The following is a 24,844-nucleotide window of genomic DNA, read 5'->3' on the forward strand; positions in this document are numbered from 1 at the left end:
AATAAGAATAGTTCATCTGAGAAGGAATATTAAAACTCTTCGTTATAATCGTTATAAGTTAAGTTTTGATCTTTTAATTTTCCAAAGGATGCGCGGAAATGATGTGCATTCAGTGACTGATCAATCAAAGAGTTCATCAACGGTTTTATCTCTTTTTCTTGTAAATAGGTTCTAGACGATAATTTAAAATAGCCTTTTATATTTAAGATTCCATTTTCCGAAATAAATGCAATTCCTGTGATTTGCTCTTTATCTGTTTGGTACGAATCTTTTTCTACATTAATTTTCTTGAAAAAATAATAAGTAATTTTCTTATTGTTATAATGAATTTCTCTAGTCTCATAAAAAGATAAAGAATCTTTTTTAGGGTCAATTTTTTCAGAATAAACAATGGCAGATTTTGCAATTTCTATTGGGTTTATTTTTTCAAATGTTGCTTTTTGTTTTGCAAAGTGTTGCATTAAATAGCCTATAAATTGGGTTTTTGGATTACTTAAAACCTTATTAATCGTCTTGCTATCTATTACTTTGTTTTTTTCCAATTCTAATTCGGCATACGAAATATCTAGTTCATCGATATCTAAGTCACTTGCTTTTTCAAACAGTAGCTTGATTTCCTTTTCATTTTTAAAAGGATATAAAATATGCACATAACTTAAGAAATCGCCAGTGGGTGCAATATCCTCTCCGTAGTAATATTCGTCGTCTTCTTTATCTCTTATCTTTTGTTTGTTTTTCCAACTGGCTAATCGCTTGTATTCTAATTTTGCATTGGTCAAAATCATTTTCTTATATGATTTTAATTTTTTCGAATTGCCGAAATTTGCTTGAACTACCTTATGGGTAAAACTCACAATTGGTGCGTGATATTCCTTGATGCTATAATATTGAAATACTTCAGGAAATAATACTTGACTGTTTTCTAAATCATGTTCGAAAGACCTAAATAAGCTACTAATTTCGTATTCATTATCTGAAATAGGTAAATCGTATTCTAATAGTTCTTTAATTTTACTGTATCCTTCCTTGCTTTTTTGCTTTACTAAGCCTCTCAAAACCGCAAATTGAATAATTGTGTTAGTATTTTCTTTTTTGTAGATGGTTTCTAAATAGGCAATTGTGCTTTTTGATTTGATAGTACCGATTTTTTCATACAATTCTCCTAAAACTTCCGTCTCATCATCCTTAAAGGTAAATGTATTTAAAAAGTTTTTTAATTTTGGCAAATCGTTTTCTTCAAACTTCAGATAATTAATTGATTTTAGTGCAGAATAGCGAATTGTATCTTGCTTGCTAGCAACATCAGTTAAAAATAAATTTAACTTATTTTCAAAAATAGTGGTGGTTTTTTTACTTTCAGTCAAAGTTAAAGAGCCAAAAACTTTTTCTACAAAAGCATCTTCGTTTTTGTAGTTCTTATCAACTAATGTTGTAAGCTCGTAAATTTCACCATTGTTAAAAACAACCTTGTGTTTGGTCGCTTGGCTGGATTTCGGGCTGGATACTAATGCTTCGAATATAGTTGAATTTGTGTTTTTATCTGTAGTTATCTTTTCCGATATAATTTTTAATTCCTCATCTTTTTTGGAATTAAATAGAATATTTTGCCAATCCGTGTTGATGTATTCATCAAACTTATCTTCTTTTTCTTCTGCCACGATAGGCTCAATTACATCTGCAAATTCCTCTTCAATTAGGTTGGTGTCTTGCTGTTTGTTAGTAATTCGTTTTCGATAATTTCCCCAGACGGAATCTAAGCTTTTTTCAGATTCATAGCGATGAAATTTGTAATATGCTAATTGTATAAATGACCCGTTGCTTCCTAGGAATTCGAAGTTTTTATTTTTGTTTATAAAATGATTTTTCTTTTTTAGGCCAATGTTGTAGTCTTTTTCTACAGAGAAATCTAGATGTTCGTTTTGTTTTTCTGGAATCTCAATGCAAAAATTCGCTGTCGAATCGGTAAAAGTTCTATATTTTTCAGAGATAATTGAAGGTATTAAGTTGAACGAGTCAAAGAATTTTTTAGTATTTTCTATCGAAGCATTAATAGATCCTAATAAATAATATTTATTTCCCTTCAGAACCGATTCTAAAGCAATTTCTTTGTCTTCAAATTTAGATTGAGAAGTGAAAATCAGCTGTTTTTTATCAAATTTGGTATTAGTAGAATCGATATCATGTTGGGTATAAAACTCTTTATGCATTCGCTTCAGTTCGTATTCCGAATCTTCTAATTTATCAATTTCTTGAAGCGTTTTTTCGATTAGGAAGTAGTGTGAATTTTCGGATTGATCATACCCGAAAATTGACATATCTGCATTGTCTTTTTCGTCCGCCTTATTCCCTCTGTAGCTGTAATATCCTGGGAACTGAATTTCGAAACTACCTTTTCTTGGAATGATGGTTTCCCAATTTTCTTTTTGTTCCTTAATTGTGATCTTGGAGAATATTTCATCTTCAAAACGGCGCACATAATTGCCCTCACCACTCATAATTACCGTGATTAATTCTAGTGGTGTTATGTAGTAGCGATAGTGTTGCGCATTACCGGTTTTTGTTTTATTTTTTATGTCATAAACATAATAGTTTTTTTCCTGATATCCCTTTTTCTCTAAAATTTCACCTGGGATGTTTTCATAGAATAAACTGTCTAAGGTTTTAGGATTGAATGTTTTGTTGTTCTTGTTTAGAAAGTCCTTTAAAAGGCTTCTTTTTACATTGATATATCCGCCGTTTGCTAAATCTGGTGATTCTAAATCTTCTCCATTTTGCAAAAATATTTCAAACAACGGTAACGAAATTACGCCATCCGCAGTTGTTTTGGTTTTTAGTTCAGGTTTGCTGTAATATTCTTCAATCTTCTTTTTTTCTAACTTTCCCTTATTGGTGTAAGGTCCAAAAACGGGATTCACAGTATATCCTTTTCTTCTCAGTAATTCAATAACTCCTTTTTCTCCCGGAAGATGCGCCGCGCCAATTGCACTAAACAAACTTCCTGTTTTCATAATGGAATCCATATTCTTTACCATTTCGATATTGCGATCAAATAGCATCGCTTTCAAATAGCTTTGAGGCGAACTCAAGATCGATAAGGAATCAATCATATCCAAGTCCTTTTCGCGATAATAATCAGTTAGCGCTTCGTTATAGGTTTTATTTTTTAATATTTTCAGAATAGCCTGACGGTTTTTGTCCACTTCTTTCTGGTCCATAAGTGCTTGCGCCTTCATTATTTTTATGGTCGAAGTTTTAACATCTTCTAATCCTACCGTTTTCTTGTTGAATTTTCTGCCCGTTCTATAAATAAACATATCCAAATAGGTTTCCTCTTGGTATTCTTTATTGCTTTCGTTGGTTCGGGTCAGTAAGCTTACTAAGTTGTAATTGCTACTTCTAAATTGAGAATATAAATGCTCTTTTTCTAATGGATTGATGTAGAAATTAGTGTAAAAACTACCTTTATCGGCATATTGACTATAAAAACTAAACATATCAAACAAGGAAGTCCAAGTTCTAGGTTCACTTTCATTAGCAACAATATCGGCGTTTTGTAAATGGGTAAAAAAAGCGTCTGAAAGATGGTAGGAAACTTTATCACTTACGTGCATAGATCCATAAACATAAGATTTTTTTTGTAAACCGTTGCCACTAACTTCCCACAGAAGGCTTTGATATTTTTTTTCTTGTGCAATTGAAGAGGTAATACTTAAAAGAGCAATTATAAATAGAATTCTTTTCAAGATGAATAAGTTTATACGTTTCTTCAAATATACAGTTTTTTGGAAATAAAAAAACCTTAATTCTTATTAAAGAATTAAGGTTTTTAAATGTATTATGTGTGGAGATTATCCTAAAGATACTCTGCTAAATCCTGTAACTGTTAAATCAGCATTTACAGATTTGATGTAAGCAGCAACACTCATTGCGTTGTCTTTAATGTAATCTTGGTTTACTAAAGTATTGTCTTTGTAAAAACGTTGGATTTTTCCTTTAGCGATGTTTTCTAACATTGCTTCTGGTTTACCTTCAGCTCTTAATTGTTCTTTAGCAATTTCTACTTCTTTTTCAATGATTGCAGCATCAACACCAGCTTCGTTTAAAGCAATTGGGTTCATAGCAGCAGCTTGCATTGCTACGTTTTTCGCAGCTTCATCAGCTCCTTCTACGTTTGCAGATAAAGATACTAAAGTAGCGATTTTACCAGCGTGAATGTAAGATCCAACGAAAGCACCTTCTAATCTTTCGAAAGAAGCGATTTCAATTTTTTCTCCAATTACTCCAGTTTGCTCAATTAATTTATCAGCAACAGTGATTCCGTTGAAATCAGTAGCTAAGAAATCTTCTTTGTTTGTGAAGTTTAATGCTAAGTTCGCTAAATCATTCGCTAATTTCACGAAAGCTTCATTTTTACCTACGAAGTCAGTTTCACAGTTTAATGTGATTGCAACAGCAGCTGTGTTGTCAGCGTTAACCACAGCAACTGCAGCTCCTTCAGTAGATTCTCTGTCTGAACGGTTTGCAGCAACTTTTTGACCTTTTTTTCTTAAGTTTTCGATCGCTAAATCGAAATCACCTTCTGCTTCAACTAATGCTTTTTTACAATCCATCATTCCAGCACCAGTGATAGTTCTTAATTTATTTACGTCTGCAGCAGTAATATTTGCCATTTTGTATATTTTTAATTTGTTGTTTATAATGTAAAAAAAAATCCAAGAATTAAATCCCAAACTCCAATTTTACTACTAACTAACAAGAAGCTAGTACAAGTTTGGAATTTGGAATTTAACCTTGGAAATTATATTGATTTATGCTTCAGTTTCAGTAGCAGGAGCTTCAGCAGCTTCTGTTTCTTTAGCTGGTAATTCATCTTTTTCTACTTTTCTATCTGAAAGACCTTCGATGATAGCAGAAGAAACTAATGATAAAACTTTATCAATTGATTTAGAAGCATCGTCATTTGCAGGAATTACGAAATCAATAGGACGTGGGTCCGAATTCGTATCTACCATTGCGAAAACTGGAATGTTTAATTTTTGAGCTTCTTGAACAGCGATATGCTCAGCTTTTACGTCAACTACGAATAATGCAGCTGGTAAACGAGACATGTCAGCAATTGAACCTAAGTTTTTCTCTAATTTCGTTCTTAAACGATCAACTTGTAATCTTTCTTTCTTAGATAAAGTTAAGAAAGTACCGTCTTTTTTCATTCTGTCAATAGTAGACATTTTTTTAACGGCTTTACGGATAGTAACGAAGTTTGTTAACATACCACCTGGCCATCTTTCAGTGATGTAAGGCATGTTACAAGCTGCTGCTTTTTCCGCAACGATATCTTTTGCTTGTTTTTTGGTAGCAACGAATAATACTTTTCTACCAGATGCAGCAATTTTCTTTAAAGCTTCGTTAGCTTCTTCGATTTTAGCTGCAGTTTTATATAAGTTAATGATATGAATACCATTACGCTCCATATAAATGTAAGGAGCCATGTTTGGGTCCCATTTACGAGTCATGTGTCCGAAATGTACACCTGCTTCTAATAACTCTTTAACGTCAATTTTGTTTGCCATTGTGTAATAGTTTACGTTCCGTGTGTAGCAATTTTCAAGTAGTCACTTGCGTTAGTCTTGAAAATTTAGATGCTAAACTAATCCCCTTTTTACAAGGAATATCGACAACTTTGTTTTTTAATTCAATTTTAATTGTAAGAATAGATCTGAAAATAAATTCGATAAAATATCGAATATTAACGTTTAGAGAATTGGAATCTCTTACGTGCTTTTTTCTGACCGAATTTCTTACGTTCTACCATTCTTGGATCTCTTGTAAGAAGTCCTTCTGGTTTAAGAATAGCTCTGTTTTCAGCATCTACTTCACACATAACACGTGCAAGTGCCATTCTCACAGCTTCTGCTTGTCCTGTGCTACCACCTCCGTGAACATTTACTTTTACGTCAAAGTTTGTAGCGTTTTCTGTCATTGCCAGAGGTTGCATAACTTTGTACTGTAAAGTAGCTGTTGGGAAATAAACTGCAAATTCTTTTTTGTTAACTGTAATTTGTCCCGTTCCTTCAGAAACGTATACACGAGCAACAGCTGTTTTTCTTCTACCGATTTTGTGGATTGTAGCCATTACTTAAGATCGTTTAGGTTAACAGTTTTAGGAGTCTGAGCAGCATGTTTGTGCGCAGAACCTACATATACATTTAAATTGCGGAATAATTCAGAACCTAATTTTGTTTTAGGTAACATTCCTTTGATAGCTTTTTCTACTAATAATGCAGGGTTTTTCTGTTGCATTACTCTAGCAGTTAAACTTCTTTGACCTCCTGGGTAACCTGTGTGTCTGATGTACGTTTTGTCATCTAACTTGTTACCAGTAAGGTTGATTTTTTCTGCGTTGATAACGATTACGTTATCCCCACAATCAACGTGTGGTGTATAACTTGGTTTGTACTTACCTCTTAAAAGCATCGCTACTTTTGTAGATAAACGACCTAAGTTATGCCCTTCAGCGTCCACAACAATCCACTGCTTATCTGCAGTTGCTTTGTTGGCTGATACTGTTTTGTAGCTTAATGTGTTCACAATAATTAATTTAAATTAAACATTCCATTCCCAATAAAGGGAGTGCAAAAGTACAAATAATTATTAGAATTACAAACGGTGATTAAAAAATATTGCATTAAAAGTTTCAACAATAGCGGGAATAGGTTTTTTTTAGTGTTTTCTGAGGTGAAACATGCCTTATTCCGCACCCAAAAGTAATGAATTGAATTGATTTTCAAAGCAAAAGAAATTTTAAACAACTTATTTCTTATGATTTACTTCAATATTCGGGTTAATATCTAACATTTTTTTTATGAATTCAGCTTTTTCTTTGGGCGAAATCAAAACGGAATCGTACTTATTATAGATAATTTCTAAACGATCTAATGACATAGCAGGAGCGCTTAAAATGCTGTTCGTTTCAATAATTTTACGAATTGTGTTAATGTCCACAGTAATATTAATGAGGAATCCCGATTTAATTTGCAAGTGCTCACTCTTAACGATGTAATAAGTAGTTAAGAATAAATGTATTATGAAACTTATCATGCCTAGTAATATAAAAACACCAGGCCAAGAAGTTTCGCTGGTAATTGCTAAGATAACTATTGATCCTAGTACAACAATTAGAGTAATTGCTAATGCTGCACCTATTTTAGATTTAAATTTTCTTTCCATTTAATTTTGTGATTTATTCTTTTGTGAATTCGAATTTTTGCCCGCTTTGCTTTAATTGTAAAGTGTTAGTATTAAATTCGATTTCAATGCCTCCTGCTGGAAAAACAAATGTATTCTCTTCTTTAAAAGTCAATGGAAAAGGGCTTTGACCTGTTGCTTGTGCAATTAATTCACCGTTCTTTTCTGAAATTGTAATTTTTAAAGGAATGTCTTTAGAAGTGTATGTCCCAAAAAAGCGCTGTAATTCTGCCGCATCCAGCTTTGTAAAAACCGGAAAAGGAAATGGTATTTTATAATAAATACTTAAAATACCGATCATAATATCATTACTATTGAAGTTATCGCCATTTACAATTAATGAAACCCCTAATTTTTCAGTTGGATAATAGCCAACAACGGCTCTAAAGTTTTCAATTCCGCCTGTGTGACCAAAAAATCTTCTTTCGCCAAAAGGGAATTGTACCAATCCTTTTCCAAATCCATCTTTCAGTTGCTTCATCAATTCAAGGGATTTTTTATTAACTAGCTTTCCTTGAAATAGTGCATGCATAAAGCGAGTTAAATCAGCTGGTGTTGAAATTAGCGCACCTGCAGAATAAGCAATAGAATTGTCCCATTCGGCGGTTTGTTCCCATGCTGATCCATTATTTGAGTACGAATAGCTTTCACCATTATCGCTATTTATTTTTCCCTTAGGATAATAAGTGTTAGCAAGATTAGCTTTTTTTACAATGCGTGATTGAATGTTTTCCGCATAAGACTTTTTGGTAAGTGTTTCAATAATATAGCCTAACAGATTATAGTTTGAATTACTGTATTCAAATTTAGTACCAGGTTCAAATAGAGGTTGGTATGCTGTGATTTTTTGAATCATTTCCTCTTTAGAATGTTCTCGATAAAGGTTGTTGTGAGTGATTGTATCTTGATTGATATAATCTACAATTCCAGTTCTGTGATGCAATAAATCTTCAATCGAAATTTTTTCTGCATTAGGAATCTTAGGATAAAATCGGGCTAATTTAGTTTGCAATCCTAATTTTCGTTCTTCAATTAGTTGCATTATTATTACTGCGGTAAATGTTTTAGAAATAGAACCAATTTTATAGCGCGTTAAACGATCGGCCATTATTCCTTTTTCAACATCTGCAAAACCATATGCTTTATTGAAAACGACATTTTCGCCTTCACGAATTGTTACAGAACCCATAAACTTATTGTGTTGGTTCAGATAAAGTAATAAATCATCTATTTTTTCAAGGCGATCTTGTCCATAAGTTATTGTAGAAAATACTACGACGAAAAGTATTATTAGTTTTTTCATTGTTTTTCTATTTTGGTTAATTAGTGGTCTCTATTTTAATTTGTTACGTTTTTTATTTTTTTAAATTCTAAATACGAATATAGTATTGGAATGATAACTATAACAGCTGTGATTCCAAAAAATATATATTCTTGAAAGTTATTTGGCACAAGAAATGTCATTGCCATCAACAAACCGCCTACAAACCACAGTTTTCCACCCATTAAATGGGTTTTCTTCCAAACCTCTTCATTTTCTAAAGTCCAAGGAGTTCTAATTCCGATAAAATAATTGGGCTTTATGGTTTGGAAATAATTCCCTAAAAACGCAAACAACAAACCTATAATAGCAAAAACAAAGCCAGGATCTGAATTTTTTTGTTGTGTGCTAAATAGGATAAAAATCCCTAATGCTGACATAAATACGGTTAAAACCATTCGTAGTGAATTTAGTTTTTTCCCCATATTCTGTAATTTTTGCTTCGGGTCGATGTGCGGAATTACTAAAAATATGAAATAAGTTAATCCCACAAGTAATAATAGTGCGAAAACCAGTTCTTTTCTGTCGCCATAACGGTCAATTTCACCAGAACCATTCCAATGAATTGGCACTTTTTCAGGTAAACTATTCCAAATGTAGGCCAAATAAATAAACGGAATCAAAGCAATAGCTATAAACGGAATTTCTTTTTTTAACTTTTCCATACTTATTTTTTTAATGTAATGATCCATTTTAAAATATCGTTAACAATGGTGGTGTTTAGGGAATAGATTACAAATTGGCCTTTTTTCTCGCTGGTAACCATATCGGCACGTTTTAAAATATCTAAATGATGTGAAATACTTGGTTTTGAAATATTAAATTGGTCCGCAATATCGCCAGCTGTCATTTCCTTCACCCGCAGAAGTTCCAAAATCTCTCTTCTGGTTTCATCGTTTAAAGCTTTGAAGATAGCGTTCATATTCATTTATATATTTAGACAAATATCTAAATATTATTTTAAAAACCAAAACATTTTTAAAATAATAAACCCGATAGTTTTTGAAACGTATCGAGTTTTATAGTTGTAAGGACTATTTTAATTGAAAATAAGTCGTAAATTGTTTACTGCGACTGAAAACTGATCACTGAAAACTGATCATTTTTTAATGCGCTTCTAACCAGTTTTTCCCTAATCCAATCTCAACATCTAACGGAACCGCCATTTTAAAAGCATTTTCCATTTCATGTTTAATCATCGGTTGAATTTTTTCTAATTCCGAATTGTGTACATCAAAAACCAATTCATCATGTACTTGCAACAACATTTTAGATTGCCATTTTTCGGTTGTCAGTTTGTTGTGAATATTGATCATTGCAATTTTAATAATATCTGCAGCCGAACCTTGAATAGGAGCATTTACAGCATTTCGTTCCGCACCACCACGAACAATCGCGTTAGCCGAATTAATATCTTTTAAATAACGTCTTCTTCCTAAAACCGTTTCCACATAACCGTTATCTCTCGCAAAATTAACTTGATCAGCCATATAAGCTTTCAATTTTGGATAAGTCTGATAATAAGTTTCAATCAAATCTGCACTTTCTTTACGAGATAGATTGGTTTGATTTGAAAGTCCAAAAGCCGAAACACCATAAATGATCCCGAAGTTCACGGTTTTAGCCTGACTTCTTTGCTCTTTTGTCACTTCTTCTAACGGCACATTAAATACTTTTGCAGCCGTACTTCTGTGAATGTCTTCGTTATTTTGAAACGCTTTAATCATGTTTTCTTCGCCAGATATTGCAGCGATAATTCGCAATTCTATTTGAGAATAATCGGCAGCAAGCAAGGTGTAGTTTTCATCACGAGCAATAAATGCTTTTCTGATTAATCGTCCTTTTTCAGTACGAATTGGAATATTCTGTAAGTTTGGATTTGTAGAGCTTAAACGACCTGTTGCTGCAACGGTTTGCATATAATCGGTATGAACTCTTCCTGTGTTTTCGTCGACTTGATTAGGTAATGCATCAATATATGTGCTTTGCAATTTTACCATTTGACGCCATTCTAAAATATCGCGTACAATTTGATGTTCGTCTGCTAAAAAGCTCAAAACTTCTTCACCAGTTGCATATTGACCGGTTTTGGTTTTTTTCTGCTTCGCTCCACCAATTTTCATTTTATCGAATAGAACTTCGCCTAATTGTTTTGGGGAAGCTAGGTTGAACTTTTCGCCAGCCGTTTCATAAATCTGTTCTTCAAAAGTGTCGATGTCTTTTTGCATTTCAACGGACATCTTCTTCAGAAAATCAACATCTAAATTGATTCCTTCTTTTTCCATATCGGCTAAAACTTGCACTAATGGAATTTCAATTTCATCAAATAATTTTTTTGTACCTACTTTTTCTAAAATCGGTTGGAAATGTTCTTTTAATTGAAACGTTATATCTGCATCTTCTGCCGCATATTCTTTCGCATCTTCCAAAGGAACCGTTCGCATTGAAAGTTGATTTTTGCCTTTCTTTCCAATTAAATCTTCGATTGATTTTGGTGAATATTTTAAGTAAGTTTCGCTCAAAATATCCATATTATGACGCATATCTGGATTAATTAGATAATGTGCAATCATGGTATCAAATAATTTTCCTTTGACTTGAATGTTATATCTAGATAAAATCTTTAAATCATATTTTAAGTTTTGACCAATTTTCTCGATGTTTTCATTTTCGAAAAAAGGTCTGAATTTTTCAATTAGCAGTTGGGTCTCTTCCTGATCTTCCGGGAACGGCACATAAAAACCTTTTCCTTTTTCAAATGAGAAAGCGATTCCAACTAATTCTGCATTTAAAGCATCAAGTCCAGTAGTTTCAGTGTCAAAACAAACCGAATTTTGGTTCGATAAATTTTGCAGCAATAATTTAACCGGTAAATCGCCCTGAATAATTTGGTAAAAATGTTCAGTATTTTCTAAAGTTGCGTAATATGAAGTAGTACTAATAGTTTCGTCCGAAGCATCGCTAAAACCAAATAAATCAAATTGGTCTTCATTGGATTTTTTTGCAACTGGTTTTTTCTGAATTGCTTCATTCGTACTGTTTCCGTTTTCATCAATTGCACCTTCTTCGTTTCCAGCACCAAATATTTTATCAAACTGCGTTTTCATTTGACGAAATTCTAATTCTAGAAAAATTTCGTCTGTTTTTTCAACGTCTGGTTGTGAAAGTTCGTAATCATGAGCATCAAAAGTAACCGGACAATCGAGTAGGATAGTGGCTAGTTTTTTCGACAAAATCCCTATTTCTTTGTTGGCTTCGATTTTTTCTTTTATTGCACCTTTCAATTGATGTGTATTCGCTAATAAGTTTTCCATCGAACCATATTCGGCCAAGAACTTTTTAGCAGTTTTTTCACCAACGCCAGGTAATCCTGGAATATTATCGGCCGCGTCACCCATCATCCCTAAGAAATCAATTACTTGTTCGGGTCTTTCAATTTCAAACTTCGCTAAAACTTCGGGAATTCCCCATATTTCAATCCCATTTCCCATTCGGGCGGGTTTGTACATAAATATATTTTCGGACACTAATTGAGCAAAATCCTTATCAGGCGTCACCATAAAAACTTGGAAACCTTCTTTCTCCGCTTGTTTTGCTAAAGTTCCAATTAAATCATCGGCTTCAAATCCAGCTTTTTCAACAATTGGAATATGCATCGCACGCAATAAATCTTGGATATATGGAATCGCGATTTTAATGGCATCAGGCGTTTCATCACGATGTGCTTTGTATTCCTGATACATCTCAAAGCGATAATCACTTCCTTCTTTGTCAAAAGCCACTGCTAAATGATCCGGTTTTTCACGCTTTATTACATCCATCAACGAATTCATGAATCCCATAATAGCCGAAGTATCCATTCCTTTTGAGTTGATACGAGGGTTTTTGATTAGTGCGTAATAACCTCTAAATATTAAAGCGTAAGCATCGAGAAGGAATAATCTTTTTTGTGACATTGTTCTTGAAATTTCATTTAAAATGTAAAAATACAATTCTTTACAGATTTATCTAGGAATTGGTTTTAAAATCGCGTTTATCAAGTTTGAAAAGTGATTTGCGTTTATTAGGATAAAAGTTAAAATTATATAATTTATTTTTTTGACATTTTAATATTTTGTAACTTTACTAGTCCACTAAAATTTTCATTATGATCAAAATTAACTATAAATTGAGAAATTGCATTTGCGTATTTATGTTTTTGTTTACAATGCAATATGCTTTTGCTCAAGTAGGTATCAATACTACAACACCTCACCCTTCATCGATTTTAGATGTAAGTTCTGCTGAAAAAGGAATGTTAGCACCAAGGCTGACAACTGTTCAGCGATTAGCTATAACAACGCCAGCAGAAAGTTTATTGGTTTACGATACTACTGAAAAGGGTTTTTACTACTACAATAATACAAGTTCTTCATGGATAAAATTGGCTAATGACAATAAGAGAAATAATTATAAACTAATTAAATCGGTTGCTGATCTGGCACAAGAGTCAATCGATGGTGGTGGAGCAGGTTATTTACTAAATACAAATACATTTTATGAAATCAATGGTACAATTACTTTAGTAAAACCTATTAATTTAAACGATGCTTACGTTTCAGGATTAGATGCAAATGAAGATGTTCTTTCGTTTCCGGGAGGAACGGTTTTCGAAGGAACTAAGGGTGGAAGTATCAAAAACGTTACGCTAAAAGGTGCTCAAGCTTTTAATATTACTGGTCCAGGTATCGCAACTAATTCTTCTCTTCTAATACAAAATACTATCATAGACGGAATGACAACTGGCGTAGGAAATATTTCTAGTTTAGGCTTGTATTATGGAGGAATAGTGCAGTTTATAAACAATGCAAATGGAATAGTTTATTCTAATATAGGTAACTGCCTACTTGATAATCAGGCATGGTTGAGTTCTAATAATGGAACTTTTGAAAAGTTCACTGGTGGTTTTGGGCTTGTAGAAAAGGGAAGTGGTTTTAGCACTGTAAATGGCAATGATATTGCTTTTGATGTAAGTGCTGTGGGATTAACTATAGGAACAGGAACTCTGTCAGGAACTGTTTTTTCTGGAACAACAACCGCACCTTCAGGCTATATTAAGGGTTATGCGCCTGCAAATACGTATCCTGGTTATAATTTTAGCGATGTCTGGTATGTGGATTCGCCTGGAATTCCTCGCGAAGGGGATGCAGCAGCAACTGGTAATTTGTATAAGAGCAATAGAACTTTCGTAGAAACTGATACTAATGCGGGTACTCCTGGTTTAAAACTCAATACGCCAATCACTCTTTCAACTAACTTGTTTAGATTTAGTTCTGCAACAGTTGGGAGATTGACTTATGAGGGGAAAAAACCTCGAGCTTTCCAAGCTACGGCTACTTTATCTTATGAAGGCGTTGGTAGTAATACTAACACAGATTATGTTTTTTACTTTGTTAGAGTAGGCTCAAACGGCATTAGTACCATTCCGCTACCAGAAACGGAAATATTTAGTGATAGTAAAAGTAATAGTATTATTAGCACTATCACTGTTTCAGGAACCATTGTTTTAGCAGAGAATGAATCTATAGAAGTTCATGTACAGAGAATTGGAGGTTCGACCACTAAAGTAAATCTTGTATCTTACAATCTTTCAATAAAATAAAATCAATACTTAGTCTTATTTATATTTTGAATGTGTTTAACCTTTTTAAGCTACAATTTAATTTGCTTTTTTTAGCAATAGCTTAAACAAATGATTTGAGAATTTAACTATTCTTGATATTCTGTAATAGTGAGATTAATACTAAAGTTCAAATATAGAAAAGAATGTCTAATTATTTTAAAATTTTAACAAGAATTTTATTCTTAATACATGAATATTAATTATTTTTTAATATAAATTCATTTTTTGTACTCTTTTTTCGTACTTTTACTAGTACTTTAAAAATTGCTATTATGAAAAAAGTTATACCTACATTAAAAATTTCTGCTTGGATTGCTATTTTGTTATTTTCTATTCAATTTAGTAATGCCCAAGTTGGGATTAATACTACGAGTCCTGATGCTTCGTCAATGTTAGATGTAACTTCTACTACAAAAGGAATGTTGACACCTCGAATGACTACATTAGAAAAAAATGCCATTAGCTCGCCAGCTAATGCCTTGTTGGTATATGACACTACATTGAATGCCTTCTCGTATTACGATTTACCAACTACAAAATGGGTAAATATGGAAAGTGGTAGAAATAATTTTAAAAGGATTAAAGCTACGGATGTGCTAGCGACTGTTTTAGCGGACGAACTTGCGGCGGGAGGGGGAACTAAATATCTGCTTCAAACTAATACTTTGTACGAAATTAATGGAACTGTAGTTGTTAATCTTCCTATTGAATTAAATGATGCTTATGTTACGGGTTTAGATTCTGGAGATGATAAATTGGTTAAAATGTCAGGAGATCTTTTTACTGGAGCGACTGGTGGGTCGATTCGAGTATTGACTTTAGTTTCTCTAGGTAATGTTTTTAATATTACCGGTACAGGAACCCAAAACTTAATATTGAGAGATTGTATAATAGCTAACTCTGGAAATGTGGGGTTAGTAAAAAACTTTTCAATGGTATTTCTTAGTATTATACAATATGTCGGAAATACTAATGGAGTAATATATGAAGATATAGGGAGGTTGTTGCTTTCTAACACTGGTTGGTTCGGGGGTGGTCCTCCTCTGGGCAACTCAGGAACTTACGAAAAATTGGTAGGTACATTTGATTTAGTGCAAAAGCAAGGAGGTTTTAGTGAAGTATACGGAACTAGTATTGGTTTTGATGTATCTTCCAATCCAACTATTAATTTTGATGCAGTAATGGAATCTGTTGTTTTTTCAGGCACAAATATTGCCGGCTATGTAAAACCTTACACAGTTGGAACTTATTCAGGTTATAATTTCAATATAAATTGGAATGTTAGATGTGCAGGAATTCCTAATGAAACTGACTCGAATGCTGGAGGTGGTTTTTCTATGGATTACGGGGTAGGTACAGGAATATCAGTTTCCACAAACAGTTCAAATCCTAGTAATATTGTAAAAGTTGGTACATTAGCAACTGTTTCTCCCGCATCCAATTTATTTAGATTTTCATCAGACAATCCAAATAGGTTAAGATACTTGGGTAAGAAGAAAAGGATTTTCCAAGTGTCGGGATCGATTTCTGTACAAGTTCCTAATGCTGCTACTTATATAGTTTATATTGCTAAAAACGGATCTGCTTTATCACAATATAAAGTTTATGGTAGAGGACAAACAAATGGTGATATTCTTGTTCTTCCTCTAGATGGTAATATTGAGTTAAATTACAATGATTTTGTTGAGATTTTTCTGCAAAGATATACAGGTAGTTTAACTGATCCAATAGTTGCTAATCTTACGGTTATTATTAAATAGTTATAATTTTTATAGGTTAGTTTATTTGAATTTTAGATTGCAGAATAATTTGATTTAAACGATTTTCATCAAAATTTCCAAGAAATTTTTCTTAGCATTATAATCTTCAATCGTACCGTGAAAAATATAAACTAACCAGTTTTAAAAAAAAGAGATCTTTTGTTGACGTTAAATTTTTAATAATTACCATCTTACACTAATTGATTCTTCGTTACTTTGTATAAATTTACTATCAATGCTTCGTTGGATCGCTTTTCTATTATTTGTCGCCATACTTGAAATCTATGCATTTCAGGCTTTTAAGACCGTGATTAAATCAAGAGGTTTTTTTGTGTTTTACTTTATAACTTCTGCAATTGCGTTGCTTTATATTATGTATCAATTGTATCATTTTGATAGAAGTATTGGGCAAACCCCAAAAACAATGATGACAATGGGTTTACTATTGTTGTTATACGTACCAAAGTTATTATTAACCATTATTTTATTCGGGGAAGACATTATTCGCTTCTTTGGTGGCATTTTTACCTTCTTTTCAAAAAATGAATCAGAAGGTTTTTTACCAGAAAGAAGACGTTTTGTGAGTCAAATAGCGATGGGAATTGCTATCATTCCATTTGCATCGTTTTTATACGGAATGACCAAGGGGAAATATAACTTTAAAGTAATTAAGCAAACTATATATTTTCCAGATTTGCCAGAAGCTTTTGAGGGAACTACAATTACGCATATTTCAGACGTACACAGTGGGAGTTTTGATGATGCAGAAAAAATAGAATTTGCAATTGATTTAATTAATGAGCAAAATTCAGATTTGGTTTTGTTTACAGGTGATTTAGTGAATACACACGCTATAGAAATGGATCCGTGGATTGATACCTTCAAGCGAATTCACAATCCAAAATTTGGAAAATATTCGGTTTTAGGAAATCACGATTATGGCGAATATATCGACTGGCCAACGAAAGAGGAAAAAGCCACTAATTTTGAAGGCATAAAAGCAATTCATGGTAAAATGGATTTCAAATTGTTATTAAATGAACATATTAAAATCAAAAAAGACGATCAAGAATTAGCATTAGTGGGGGTTGAAAACTGGGGAAGAAATTTTGGAGAAAGAGGTGATTTAGATGTGGCTGGAAATGGTTTAACAAAGGATGATTTCAAGATCTTAATGAGTCACGATCCAAGTCATTGGGACGAAAAAGTCCAACATGATGCCAAACATTACCATTTGACGCTTTCAGGTCATACGCATGGAATGCAATTTGGAATAGAAATTCCGGGTTGGATAAAATGGAGTCCTGTGCAGTATGTTTACAAGCAATGGGCGGGATTGTATAGCAATTCGGGCAGATATGTGTATGTAAATCGTGGTTTTGGCTTTCACGCTTATCCTGGAAGAGTGGGGATTATGCCCGAAATAACAGTAATTGAACTAAAAAAGGGAGAAAATGTAGCGTAATTCAGTAAAAATGCTACATTTGTATATCGTTTTCGAGTGAAAATTAATTATTTGAGACTAATTAAAATCAATTTATGTCAAAATTTGGAGAACTTATCGATACACAAGTACCTGTACTAATCGATTTCTTTACCGAGTGGAATGAACCTTCAGTAGCTATGAATGAAGTAATTCGTCACGTTGCGGCCGCTTTAGGCGATAAAGCACGCGTGATTAAAATTGATGTGGACAAAAACCAAGAACTGGCTGATGCACTTCGCATTAAAGGATTACCCACTTTAATGATTTATAAAGATGGTCAAATGGTTTGGAGACAAAGTGGTGAACTTGATGCTAATACGTTAATTTCGTTAGTGCAAGAACAAGCTTAGGAAATTACATCAAAAACAAATCCCTTACTTTTTAAAAAATGTATTGCCTTTGGTAGTGCATATTTCATATTTTTTGCTGCTTTCAAGCTATCGTGAAACACGATAATACTTCCTTGTGCAGTGTTCGAAATTACATTTTCTAAACATTTTTCTGGAGAAACGCTTGCATCAAAGTCATAACTTAAAACATCCCACATAATTATCTTATTATTGAGTTGTCTAATGATTTTAGATTGGCTGGCTTTTATTTTTCCATAAGGAGGCCGGAATAAAAAAGAGTTTGCAGTATTCAGTTTTAAGTGTTCAGTTTCACACAATTTAAAATTAGCGCTATAATCGGCAGTATTCGTTTTCCAGCCATTCAGGTGATGGAAAGTGTGATTTCCGGTTTGGTGTCCTTCAGCGCCAATTCTATTGTAGATTAAAGGGTGTTTTTGGATGTTATCGCCAATGCAGAAAAAAGTAGCTTTAATCTCTTCTTCTTTTAAAAGATCTAAAACCCATTCCGTTACTTCAGGAATCGGTCCATCGTCAAAAGTTAAAAAGATGCGTTGGTCCGAATTTGGAATATCCCAAACCAGTTGCTTAAAAATCTTTTTTACAATACAATTTGTTTTTACCCAATTGACCTTCATGTTGTAAATTTAAAATAAAAAAAATGTACCAAACGAAATAATATTTCAGAATGATACATTTTTTATGTTTTTATGTTTTTTTGTTATTGCATTTTTCTTCCAAAACGCTCAAACATTTTATTGTAATTGTTGAATTTTACTTTCTCCTTATTGTAGAATTCTAAATCTTCCGCATCTTTAGCAACCACTAAATAGCTTCTGTATTGTTCAATATCCATTACAATATCCATATAGCTAAAATTCTGGTCGCTTGGTTTCCAAACATTGTAGTGTGTCATGTTTTCTTGTTGCACTTTAATTAATTTAGCAAGCAATGCTCTAGCTTTTTCTTTTTCTCCTACTGCATAATAACCCGTAACAAAAGGTTCTAACATGGAGTAATAACCGTAATATTCAAACGGCATTTTAGTCATTGCTAAATCAATAACTTTTAGCGCTTTGTCATTTTTGCCCTCATTAATTAAGGCTTCAGCTAAACGTGCTAAATTAGTACGATATGAAATACTGTTTTTACGGGTTTCAGGATCGTGATAAATTTTTGGACTATCGCTATTGCCCCAATCCCATTTCATCACAATGTCATACATTTTATCAGCATCGACATAGCCCATTTCCATTGGATTTGGTTTTTTTGAAGTTGTTTTTATAGGAACTAATTTAAAGCACATTCCGTCTAATTGTAAATAATCTTTCATCCACAAGTAATCATCTTCGCCATAGCTTCCGCCTGAGAAGTAAATTGGACGTTTCCAGTTGTTTTGATTTACAATGTCTAACATCATTAATCTGTTTTTGTATAATGCTTTGTCCGTAATTGTAAATTCAATTTGAGGAACGATAGAATCATAATACTTCGGATTAACTACTTTGTTTTTTATGATTGTATTTTTGTCAATTGGTAAGAACACTTTTTTAGATGGGAAGTAATTTACTTTATTCCCACTGTCTAATGTTATCTTAGCGCGGTCATCTTCTAAAGCAATGAATTTCAGCATTTCGTCAAGTAACAAAGGCTCAGTCGTTCGCTCCACATATAAACTGTAATCCCTGTTGTTTCCTTTGTACTGGTCTCTGTTGAAAGAACTTGGAACTGGATCTGATTTATGCGTTTTCATTTTCATTTGGTCAATGTACCAATCCGTCATGTATAAACTTGTGTTTACAATTCTAATATCCGTTCTGTACGCTTCAATTTCTTGAACATACCAAAGCGGGAAGGTATCATTATCGCCAATTGTAAATAAAATAGCATTTGGTTCGCATGAATCTAAGTAAGCTTTTGCCATCGCCAGTGCTGTGTATTTGCCTGAACGATCGTGATCATCCCAGTTTTCTGTTGCCAGAAGTACCGGTGAAGCCAACAACGTAGCAACAAGCACTACTGGAATTGCCACTTTTGGAGCTAGGTAGTTTCTAACCCAATTAAATATTGCGTAAACACCAAAAGCAATCCACATGGCAAACACGTAAAATGAACCTACTAAAGCATAATCGCGCTCTCTTGGTTCAAAGGGTCTTTCATTTAGATATACTTTCAATATTAAGCCTGTAAATAAGAAAAGAACCAATAAAACATAAAAGCTTTTCACGTCTTTTTTTGCATGGTAGAATATGCCGATAACTGCTAATATAAAGGGTAAAAAGTAATATACATTACGGCCTTTATTGTTTTTCATGTCCGATGTTAGTTCTTTTTGTGAGCCAATGAATGCCTCGTCGACTACATCAATTCCTGAAAGCCAGTTTCCTTTTAAGTCTTCATACCTGCCTTGCTCGTCGTTTTGTCTTCCAGCGAAATTCCAAAGTAAATATCTGGTATACATGTATCCAAATTGATACTGTACCATGAATTTCATATTCGTAAAGAAACTAGGTTTCTCGATGATTAAATACTGGCCATATGTTTTTAGAAATTTGTCGTAGTCCTTTAGATCTAAATCACCATTTGTATAAGCGGTTCTAAAATCGGTTACTATTCCTAGCAATTCGTCTTCATGCGAATATTCGGGATTTAATCTAAATTCTAATGGCTCTCCAAATGTCATGTAGTTTACGCTGTGATCAGTGCTCCACATTCTTGGCAATAACGCTTTGTGGGCATCATCTGTATTTTGTTTTGTGTTTTTGTAGGTGTTGATGATTGCATATTTTCCTGATGCATAATCACGCTCGTAGTTCGGTTTATCGTCTAAATAAGGCGTTGTAGCATCTAAACCAGCATATTTATCTGAAAACTGAGATCCGTAAAACAACTTTTGTTCTCCATATTGCTCTCTGTTGTAATAAGCTAAGACTTCAGCCGCGTCAGAAGGTTTGTTTTCATTAATTGGCGTATCTGCATTTGCTCTAATTGGTAGCATTAACCAAGAGGAGAAGCCGATTAAGATGAATAAAGTTGCTAATATTAATGTGTTGTAGAAAACATGCCCTTTTTTCTTAGTGTAATTTAGTCCAAAGTAAAACGCAACAATAATTAATACAAATGCAAAAATTGTTCCTGAGTTAAAAGGTAAGCCTAAACTGTTCACCATGAAGATTTCCGTTTTCGCGAAGAATGCTAAGGTGTATGGAAGCAATAGTTGAAAGATGAAAAGTAAGATAGCAGCAATAACTATGTTCGCAAGTATGAAGCTTTTTACGGTAATGTTTTTATATTTTTTGAAGAAATAAAGAAATCCAATTGCAGGAAATGTCAATAAAGCCATGAAATGGACACCAAATGATAATCCTATTACTAAAGAAATAATAAGCAACCATCTGTTTCCTCTTGGCGTGTCAATTTCTTGTTCCCAACGCAATCCCAACCAAAATAAGAGTGCAATTAAGAAAGAAGCCATTGCGTATACTTCAGCTTCTACGGCATTAAACCAGAAACTATCGGTAAAAGTAAAAGATAAAGAAGCGATTAATGCACTTCCTAAAATCATTATATTGTTGCTGTTTGAGCTGTCTTCGGATGTGTTAATAATTCGTTTCATAAGCAAGGTCAAAGACCAAAACATAAAAAGAATTGTAAATGCACTAGAGAAGACTGATAAATAATTCACCATCAAGGCGACCTTGTCTGGACTCATGGCAAACATTGCGAAGAATGCGCCAAGCATTTGAAATAAAGGGGCTCCGGGAGGATGACCTACTTCTAAATTTGCCGAAGTGGCAATGTATTCACCACAATCCCAAAAACTTAATGTGGGTTCAACGGTTAGGGAATAAGTTAATAAAGCAATTGCAAAAGTGGACCAGCCCAAAATGGTGTTCCATTTTTTAAAATTGAATGAAGTCATAAATTTGGTTTCTTTTATATCAACTACAAAGAAAGTATTTTTTTGCTAACATAAAATGTTAAATTAAATTTTTAATATTTTTTTTAGAAAAATTTGCACATTCAAATAATTGTATTACATTTGCACTCGCAATCGAAGAGGTTGTTTGGGAATTGGCCCATGGTGTAATGGTAACACTCCGGTTTTTGGTATCGTCATTCAAGGTTCGAGTCCTTGTGGGCCAACAGAACTCCGCTTATTGCAAGCGGAGTTTTTTTATGCGCTTATGTGACTGATTGTCTGATTATTCGCATAAAAAAAAGACCACATATGTTGTGGTCTTTTTTTATTTTTAACTCTTTTTATTAGATTTTAAATGTAATCACGGGTCTTTTAGCATGATTTACTAAGTCTTCGCTGATACTTCCGTTAAAGAAATGTGCTAGTCCTTTTCTGCCGTGTGTGCTCATTCCTATAATATCGGCATCGATGCTTTTTGAAAAATGTAAAATTCCTTTTTCAACATTTACATCATTATAGATATGTGTTGTTATGTCTGTTGTGTCAACTCCTTCTAAAAACTGTTCCATTGTTTCTTCAGCAACGATAGTTGATTTGAAATTATTTGGTGTGTTGATATTAACAAGGTGAAGTTTTGATCCAAACTCTTTTGCAAATGAAAATGCTTTTTCAAATGGTTTTTTAGCTTCGTCAGAGAAATCTGAAGCAAATACAAATTTATCAGCGTTAAAATTTGGTTCTTCGCGCTTAATGACTAAAACAGGTATGTCTGCGTTTCTAACTACTTTTTCAGTATTAGAACCTATGAACATTTCTTGGAATCCGTTTGCTCCATGCGAGCCCATTACGATTAAGTCAGCATTATGCGTTTCTGCACTTTTAACAATTCCGTCAAAAGCCAATTCAAACTGAATTATTTTAGTAACTTGAACCTCGGCTAAATAATCCGAATGCATTAGTTCGTCTAGTTTATTTACCGCTATGTTTTTGAAAAGCATTAGCTCTGGCATTTCGTGAGATCTTGACAAAGCATCTGCTCCTGTAGTTGGAAGTTCTAGCATGTGAATCAAAAAGATTTCACCGTCATTTTTTTTTGCGATTTGTGCAGCCACTTTAAGTGCATATTCCGCATGATTAGAAAAATCGGTGGGTACTAAAATTCTTTTCATAAGTTTGTTTTAGGTTAGTAAATAGGTAAAAATAATTTATACTATAAAGATATAAAAATTATCCATACTCACAATATTTTTTTTAATTCAAATAAAATTGTACATTTGCGCAGTTATTTGAAGGAAAATGAATAATGAGGCACGCATTGCGTGCCTCTTTTTATAAAAGTTATGACGTTTAAAGAAAAGGTTCAAGGTTTGATAGATGACGCGTTAACAGCAAGACAAGATTTGTTTTTAGTGAACTTGTCTATCAGCGACGCTTTTAAAATTAGCATCGATTTAGATGGTGATAATGGTATAAATCTTCAGGATTGTATTGAAATCAGCAGAGTGATTGAGGGTAATTTAGATCGTGAAGAGCAAGACTTTTCTTTAGAAGTTGCATCAGCAGGTCTTTCAAGTCCTTTGAAGTTTGTTAGACAATATGTAAAAAACATTGGCAGAACTTTAAAAGTAAAAACTACCTCCTCTGAAGAAATTGAAGCGAAACTGACTGCGGCAGATGATGAGAAAATCACGTTAGAATGGGAAGCAAGAGAACCAAAGAAAGTTGGTAAAGGAAAAGAAACAGTGGATAAGAATGTTGCTATTTTGTATGAAGATATAAAAGAAGCAATTGTTATAGTATCATTTTAAAACAAAAGAGTTGACATGGAGAATATTGCATTAATAGAATCGTTTTCGGAATTTAAAGACGATAAACTCATTGATAGAGTCACACTAATGGCAATTTTGGAAGAAGTATTTAGAAATGCTTTGAAAAAGAAATATGGTTCAGACGATAACTTTGATATTATCATTAATCCTGATAAGGGAGATATGGAGATATGGAGAAATCGTGTTGTTGTACAAGATGGTGAAGTGGAAGATGAAAACTCTGAAATTTCTATTTCTGAAGCAAGAAAGATAGAGCCTGATTTTGAAGTTGGAGAAGATGTTTCCGAAGAGGTTAAATTATTTCAATTAGGAAGAAGAGCTATTTTAGCACTGCGTCAAAATCTTATTTCGAAAATACATGAACACGACAATACGAATCTTTACAAACAATTTAAAGATTTAATTGGCGATATATATACAGCGGAAGTACACCACGTTCGTCCAAAAGCTGTAATTTTGATGGATGATGAAGGGAACGAAATCATTTTACCAAAAGAAAAACAAATTCCAAACGATTATTTCAAAAAAGGAGATAATGTGAGAGGAGTTATTGAAAATGTTGAATTAAAAGGGAATAAGCCACAGATCATCATGTCTAGAACGGCTCCTGATTTTCTTGAGAAATTATTTGAACAAGAAATTCCAGAGGTTTTTGATGGTTTAATTACAATTAAAAAAGTAGTTCGTATTCCAGGTGAAAAAGCTAAAGTGGCTGTTGATTCTTATGATGATAGAATTGACCCAGTTGGAGCTTGTGTAGGAATGAAAGGTTCTCGTATTCACGGAATTGTTCGTGAATTAGGTAATGAAAATATTGACGTTATCAATTACACTTCAAACCCGCAATTGTACATAACAAGAGCATTAAGTCCTGCGAAAGTATCTTCTGTTAAAATTAACGAAGAAGCTAAAACCGCGGAAGTGTTTTTGAAAATTGAAGAAGTTTCGAAAGCGATTGGTAGAGGTGGAAATAACATTAAATTAGCTAGCTTGTTAACTGGTTATGAAATTGATGTTATCCGCGAAGGTGCTATTCAAGAAGAAGATGACGTTGAATTGAGTGAGTTCTCTGACGAGATCGAAGCTTGGATAATTTCTGAATTCGCAAAAATTGGTTTAGATACTGCAAGAAGTGTATTGAATCAAGAAGTAGCTGATTTAGTGAGAAGAACTGATTTAGAAGAAGAAACTATTGTAGATGTGATGAACATCTTAAAAGAAGAGTTAGATAAGTAATTCTTGTCATATAATAACACACAACAAAAAAGAATT

19 protein-coding genes and 1 tRNA gene are annotated in these 24,844 nt (G+C 33.2%); 7 read left to right on the forward strand and 13 right to left on the reverse strand.

Features of this window, described 5'->3' with window-relative positions; translation table 11 throughout:
* Positions 1-29 precede the first annotated feature (29 nt).
* The 10 genes from ACFSX9_RS09320 to polA all read right to left on the reverse strand — a co-directional run bounded on the left by ACFSX9_RS09320 (position 30) and on the right by polA (position 12,522).
* Positions 30-3,770, reverse strand: coding sequence for a TraB/GumN family protein (locus ACFSX9_RS09320; RefSeq protein WP_379806921.1), 3,741 nt, complete (start codon positions 3,768-3,770; stop codon positions 30-32).
* Positions 3,771-3,848: 78 nt separating this feature from the next.
* Complete coding sequence (tsf, locus tag ACFSX9_RS09325; protein WP_379806923.1) at positions 3,849-4,670, reverse strand: translation elongation factor Ts; 822 nt, start codon at positions 4,668-4,670, stop codon at positions 3,849-3,851.
* A 138-nt stretch (positions 4,671-4,808) separates the two neighbouring features.
* Positions 4,809-5,570 (reverse strand): 30S ribosomal protein S2, encoded by a 762-nt coding sequence (rpsB, locus tag ACFSX9_RS09330; protein WP_379806925.1) that lies wholly within the window; start codon positions 5,568-5,570, stop codon positions 4,809-4,811.
* Positions 5,571-5,746: 176 nt separating this feature from the next.
* Positions 5,747-6,133, reverse strand: a complete 387-nt coding sequence (rpsI, locus tag ACFSX9_RS09335) for a 30S ribosomal protein S9 (RefSeq protein WP_379806927.1) — start codon at positions 6,131-6,133, stop codon at positions 5,747-5,749.
* Positions 6,133-6,588, reverse strand: coding sequence for a 50S ribosomal protein L13 (gene rplM / locus ACFSX9_RS09340; protein ID WP_379806929.1), 456 nt, complete (start codon positions 6,586-6,588; stop codon positions 6,133-6,135). The genes rpsI and rplM overlap by 1 nt, the downstream gene beginning before the upstream one ends.
* A 222-nt stretch (positions 6,589-6,810) precedes the next feature.
* A complete protein-coding gene (locus ACFSX9_RS09345; protein WP_379806931.1) occupies positions 6,811-7,227 on the reverse strand; it encodes a PH domain-containing protein in 417 nt (138 codons plus the stop codon).
* A 13-nt stretch (positions 7,228-7,240) separates the two neighbouring features.
* Positions 7,241-8,548 (reverse strand): serine hydrolase domain-containing protein, encoded by a 1,308-nt coding sequence (locus ACFSX9_RS09350; protein ID WP_379806933.1) that lies wholly within the window; start codon positions 8,546-8,548, stop codon positions 7,241-7,243.
* A gap of 35 nt (positions 8,549-8,583) precedes the next feature.
* Positions 8,584-9,231: an SdpI family protein gene (locus ACFSX9_RS09355; protein WP_379806935.1), complete on the reverse strand. Its 648-nt coding sequence runs from the start codon at positions 9,229-9,231 to the stop codon at positions 8,584-8,586.
* Between the two features lie 2 nt (positions 9,232-9,233).
* On the reverse strand, positions 9,234-9,488 hold the full coding sequence (locus tag ACFSX9_RS09360; RefSeq protein WP_379806937.1) for an autorepressor SdpR family transcription factor: 255 nt from the start codon (positions 9,486-9,488) through the stop codon (positions 9,234-9,236).
* 184 nt (positions 9,489-9,672) lie between these two features.
* Complete coding sequence (polA, locus tag ACFSX9_RS09365; protein WP_379806939.1) at positions 9,673-12,522, reverse strand: DNA polymerase I; 2,850 nt, start codon at positions 12,520-12,522, stop codon at positions 9,673-9,675.
* 191 nt (positions 12,523-12,713) lie between these two features.
* Between polA and ACFSX9_RS09370 the strand changes: the two genes are divergently transcribed.
* The 4 genes from ACFSX9_RS09370 (at position 12,714) to ACFSX9_RS09385 (ending at position 17,824) form a co-directional block, all read left to right on the forward strand.
* Positions 12,714-14,207: a hypothetical protein gene (locus tag ACFSX9_RS09370; RefSeq protein WP_379806941.1), complete on the forward strand. Its 1,494-nt coding sequence runs from the start codon at positions 12,714-12,716 to the stop codon at positions 14,205-14,207.
* A gap of 293 nt (positions 14,208-14,500) precedes the next feature.
* Positions 14,501-15,988, forward strand: a complete 1,488-nt coding sequence (locus ACFSX9_RS09375) for a hypothetical protein (protein ID WP_379806943.1) — start codon at positions 14,501-14,503, stop codon at positions 15,986-15,988.
* 235 nt (positions 15,989-16,223) lie between these two features.
* Positions 16,224-17,453, forward strand: a complete 1,230-nt coding sequence (locus ACFSX9_RS09380) for a metallophosphoesterase (protein ID WP_379806945.1) — start codon at positions 16,224-16,226, stop codon at positions 17,451-17,453.
* Positions 17,454-17,527: 74 nt separating this feature from the next.
* On the forward strand, positions 17,528-17,824 hold the full coding sequence (locus tag ACFSX9_RS09385; RefSeq protein ID WP_379806947.1) for a thioredoxin family protein: 297 nt from the start codon (positions 17,528-17,530) through the stop codon (positions 17,822-17,824).
* On the opposite strand, the gene ACFSX9_RS09390 is transcribed toward ACFSX9_RS09385, so the two are convergent.
* Both ACFSX9_RS09390 and ACFSX9_RS09395 read right to left on the reverse strand, forming a co-directional pair.
* Entirely contained in the window at positions 17,821-18,459 is a 639-nt protein-coding gene (locus ACFSX9_RS09390; protein WP_379806949.1) for a polysaccharide deacetylase family protein, read from the reverse strand. The genes ACFSX9_RS09385 and ACFSX9_RS09390 overlap by 4 nt on opposite strands.
* Before the next feature lie 83 nt (positions 18,460-18,542).
* On the reverse strand, positions 18,543-21,743 hold the full coding sequence (locus tag ACFSX9_RS09395; protein WP_379806951.1) for a protein O-mannosyl-transferase family: 3,201 nt from the start codon (positions 21,741-21,743) through the stop codon (positions 18,543-18,545).
* Between the two features lie 153 nt (positions 21,744-21,896).
* Between ACFSX9_RS09395 and ACFSX9_RS09400 the strand changes: the two genes are divergently transcribed.
* Positions 21,897-21,967 (forward strand) — tRNA-Gln (locus ACFSX9_RS09400).
* Positions 21,968-22,087: 120 nt separating this feature from the next.
* On the opposite strand, the gene ACFSX9_RS09405 is transcribed toward ACFSX9_RS09400, so the two are convergent.
* Complete coding sequence (locus ACFSX9_RS09405) at positions 22,088-22,912, reverse strand: universal stress protein (protein ID WP_379806953.1); 825 nt, start codon at positions 22,910-22,912, stop codon at positions 22,088-22,090.
* A 171-nt stretch (positions 22,913-23,083) separates the two neighbouring features.
* Between ACFSX9_RS09405 and rimP the strand changes: the two genes are divergently transcribed.
* Both rimP and nusA read left to right on the forward strand, forming a co-directional pair.
* Positions 23,084-23,551, forward strand: a complete 468-nt coding sequence (gene rimP, locus ACFSX9_RS09410; RefSeq protein WP_379806955.1) for a ribosome assembly cofactor RimP — start codon at positions 23,084-23,086, stop codon at positions 23,549-23,551.
* A gap of 15 nt (positions 23,552-23,566) precedes the next feature.
* Positions 23,567-24,808, forward strand: a complete 1,242-nt coding sequence (gene nusA / locus ACFSX9_RS09415) for a transcription termination factor NusA (RefSeq protein WP_379806957.1) — start codon at positions 23,567-23,569, stop codon at positions 24,806-24,808.
* Positions 24,809-24,844 lie beyond the last annotated feature (36 nt).

This window comes from Flavobacterium ardleyense (assembly GCF_042686085.1).
Taxonomy (GTDB): Bacteria; Bacteroidota; Bacteroidia; order Flavobacteriales; family Flavobacteriaceae; genus Flavobacterium; species Flavobacterium ardleyense.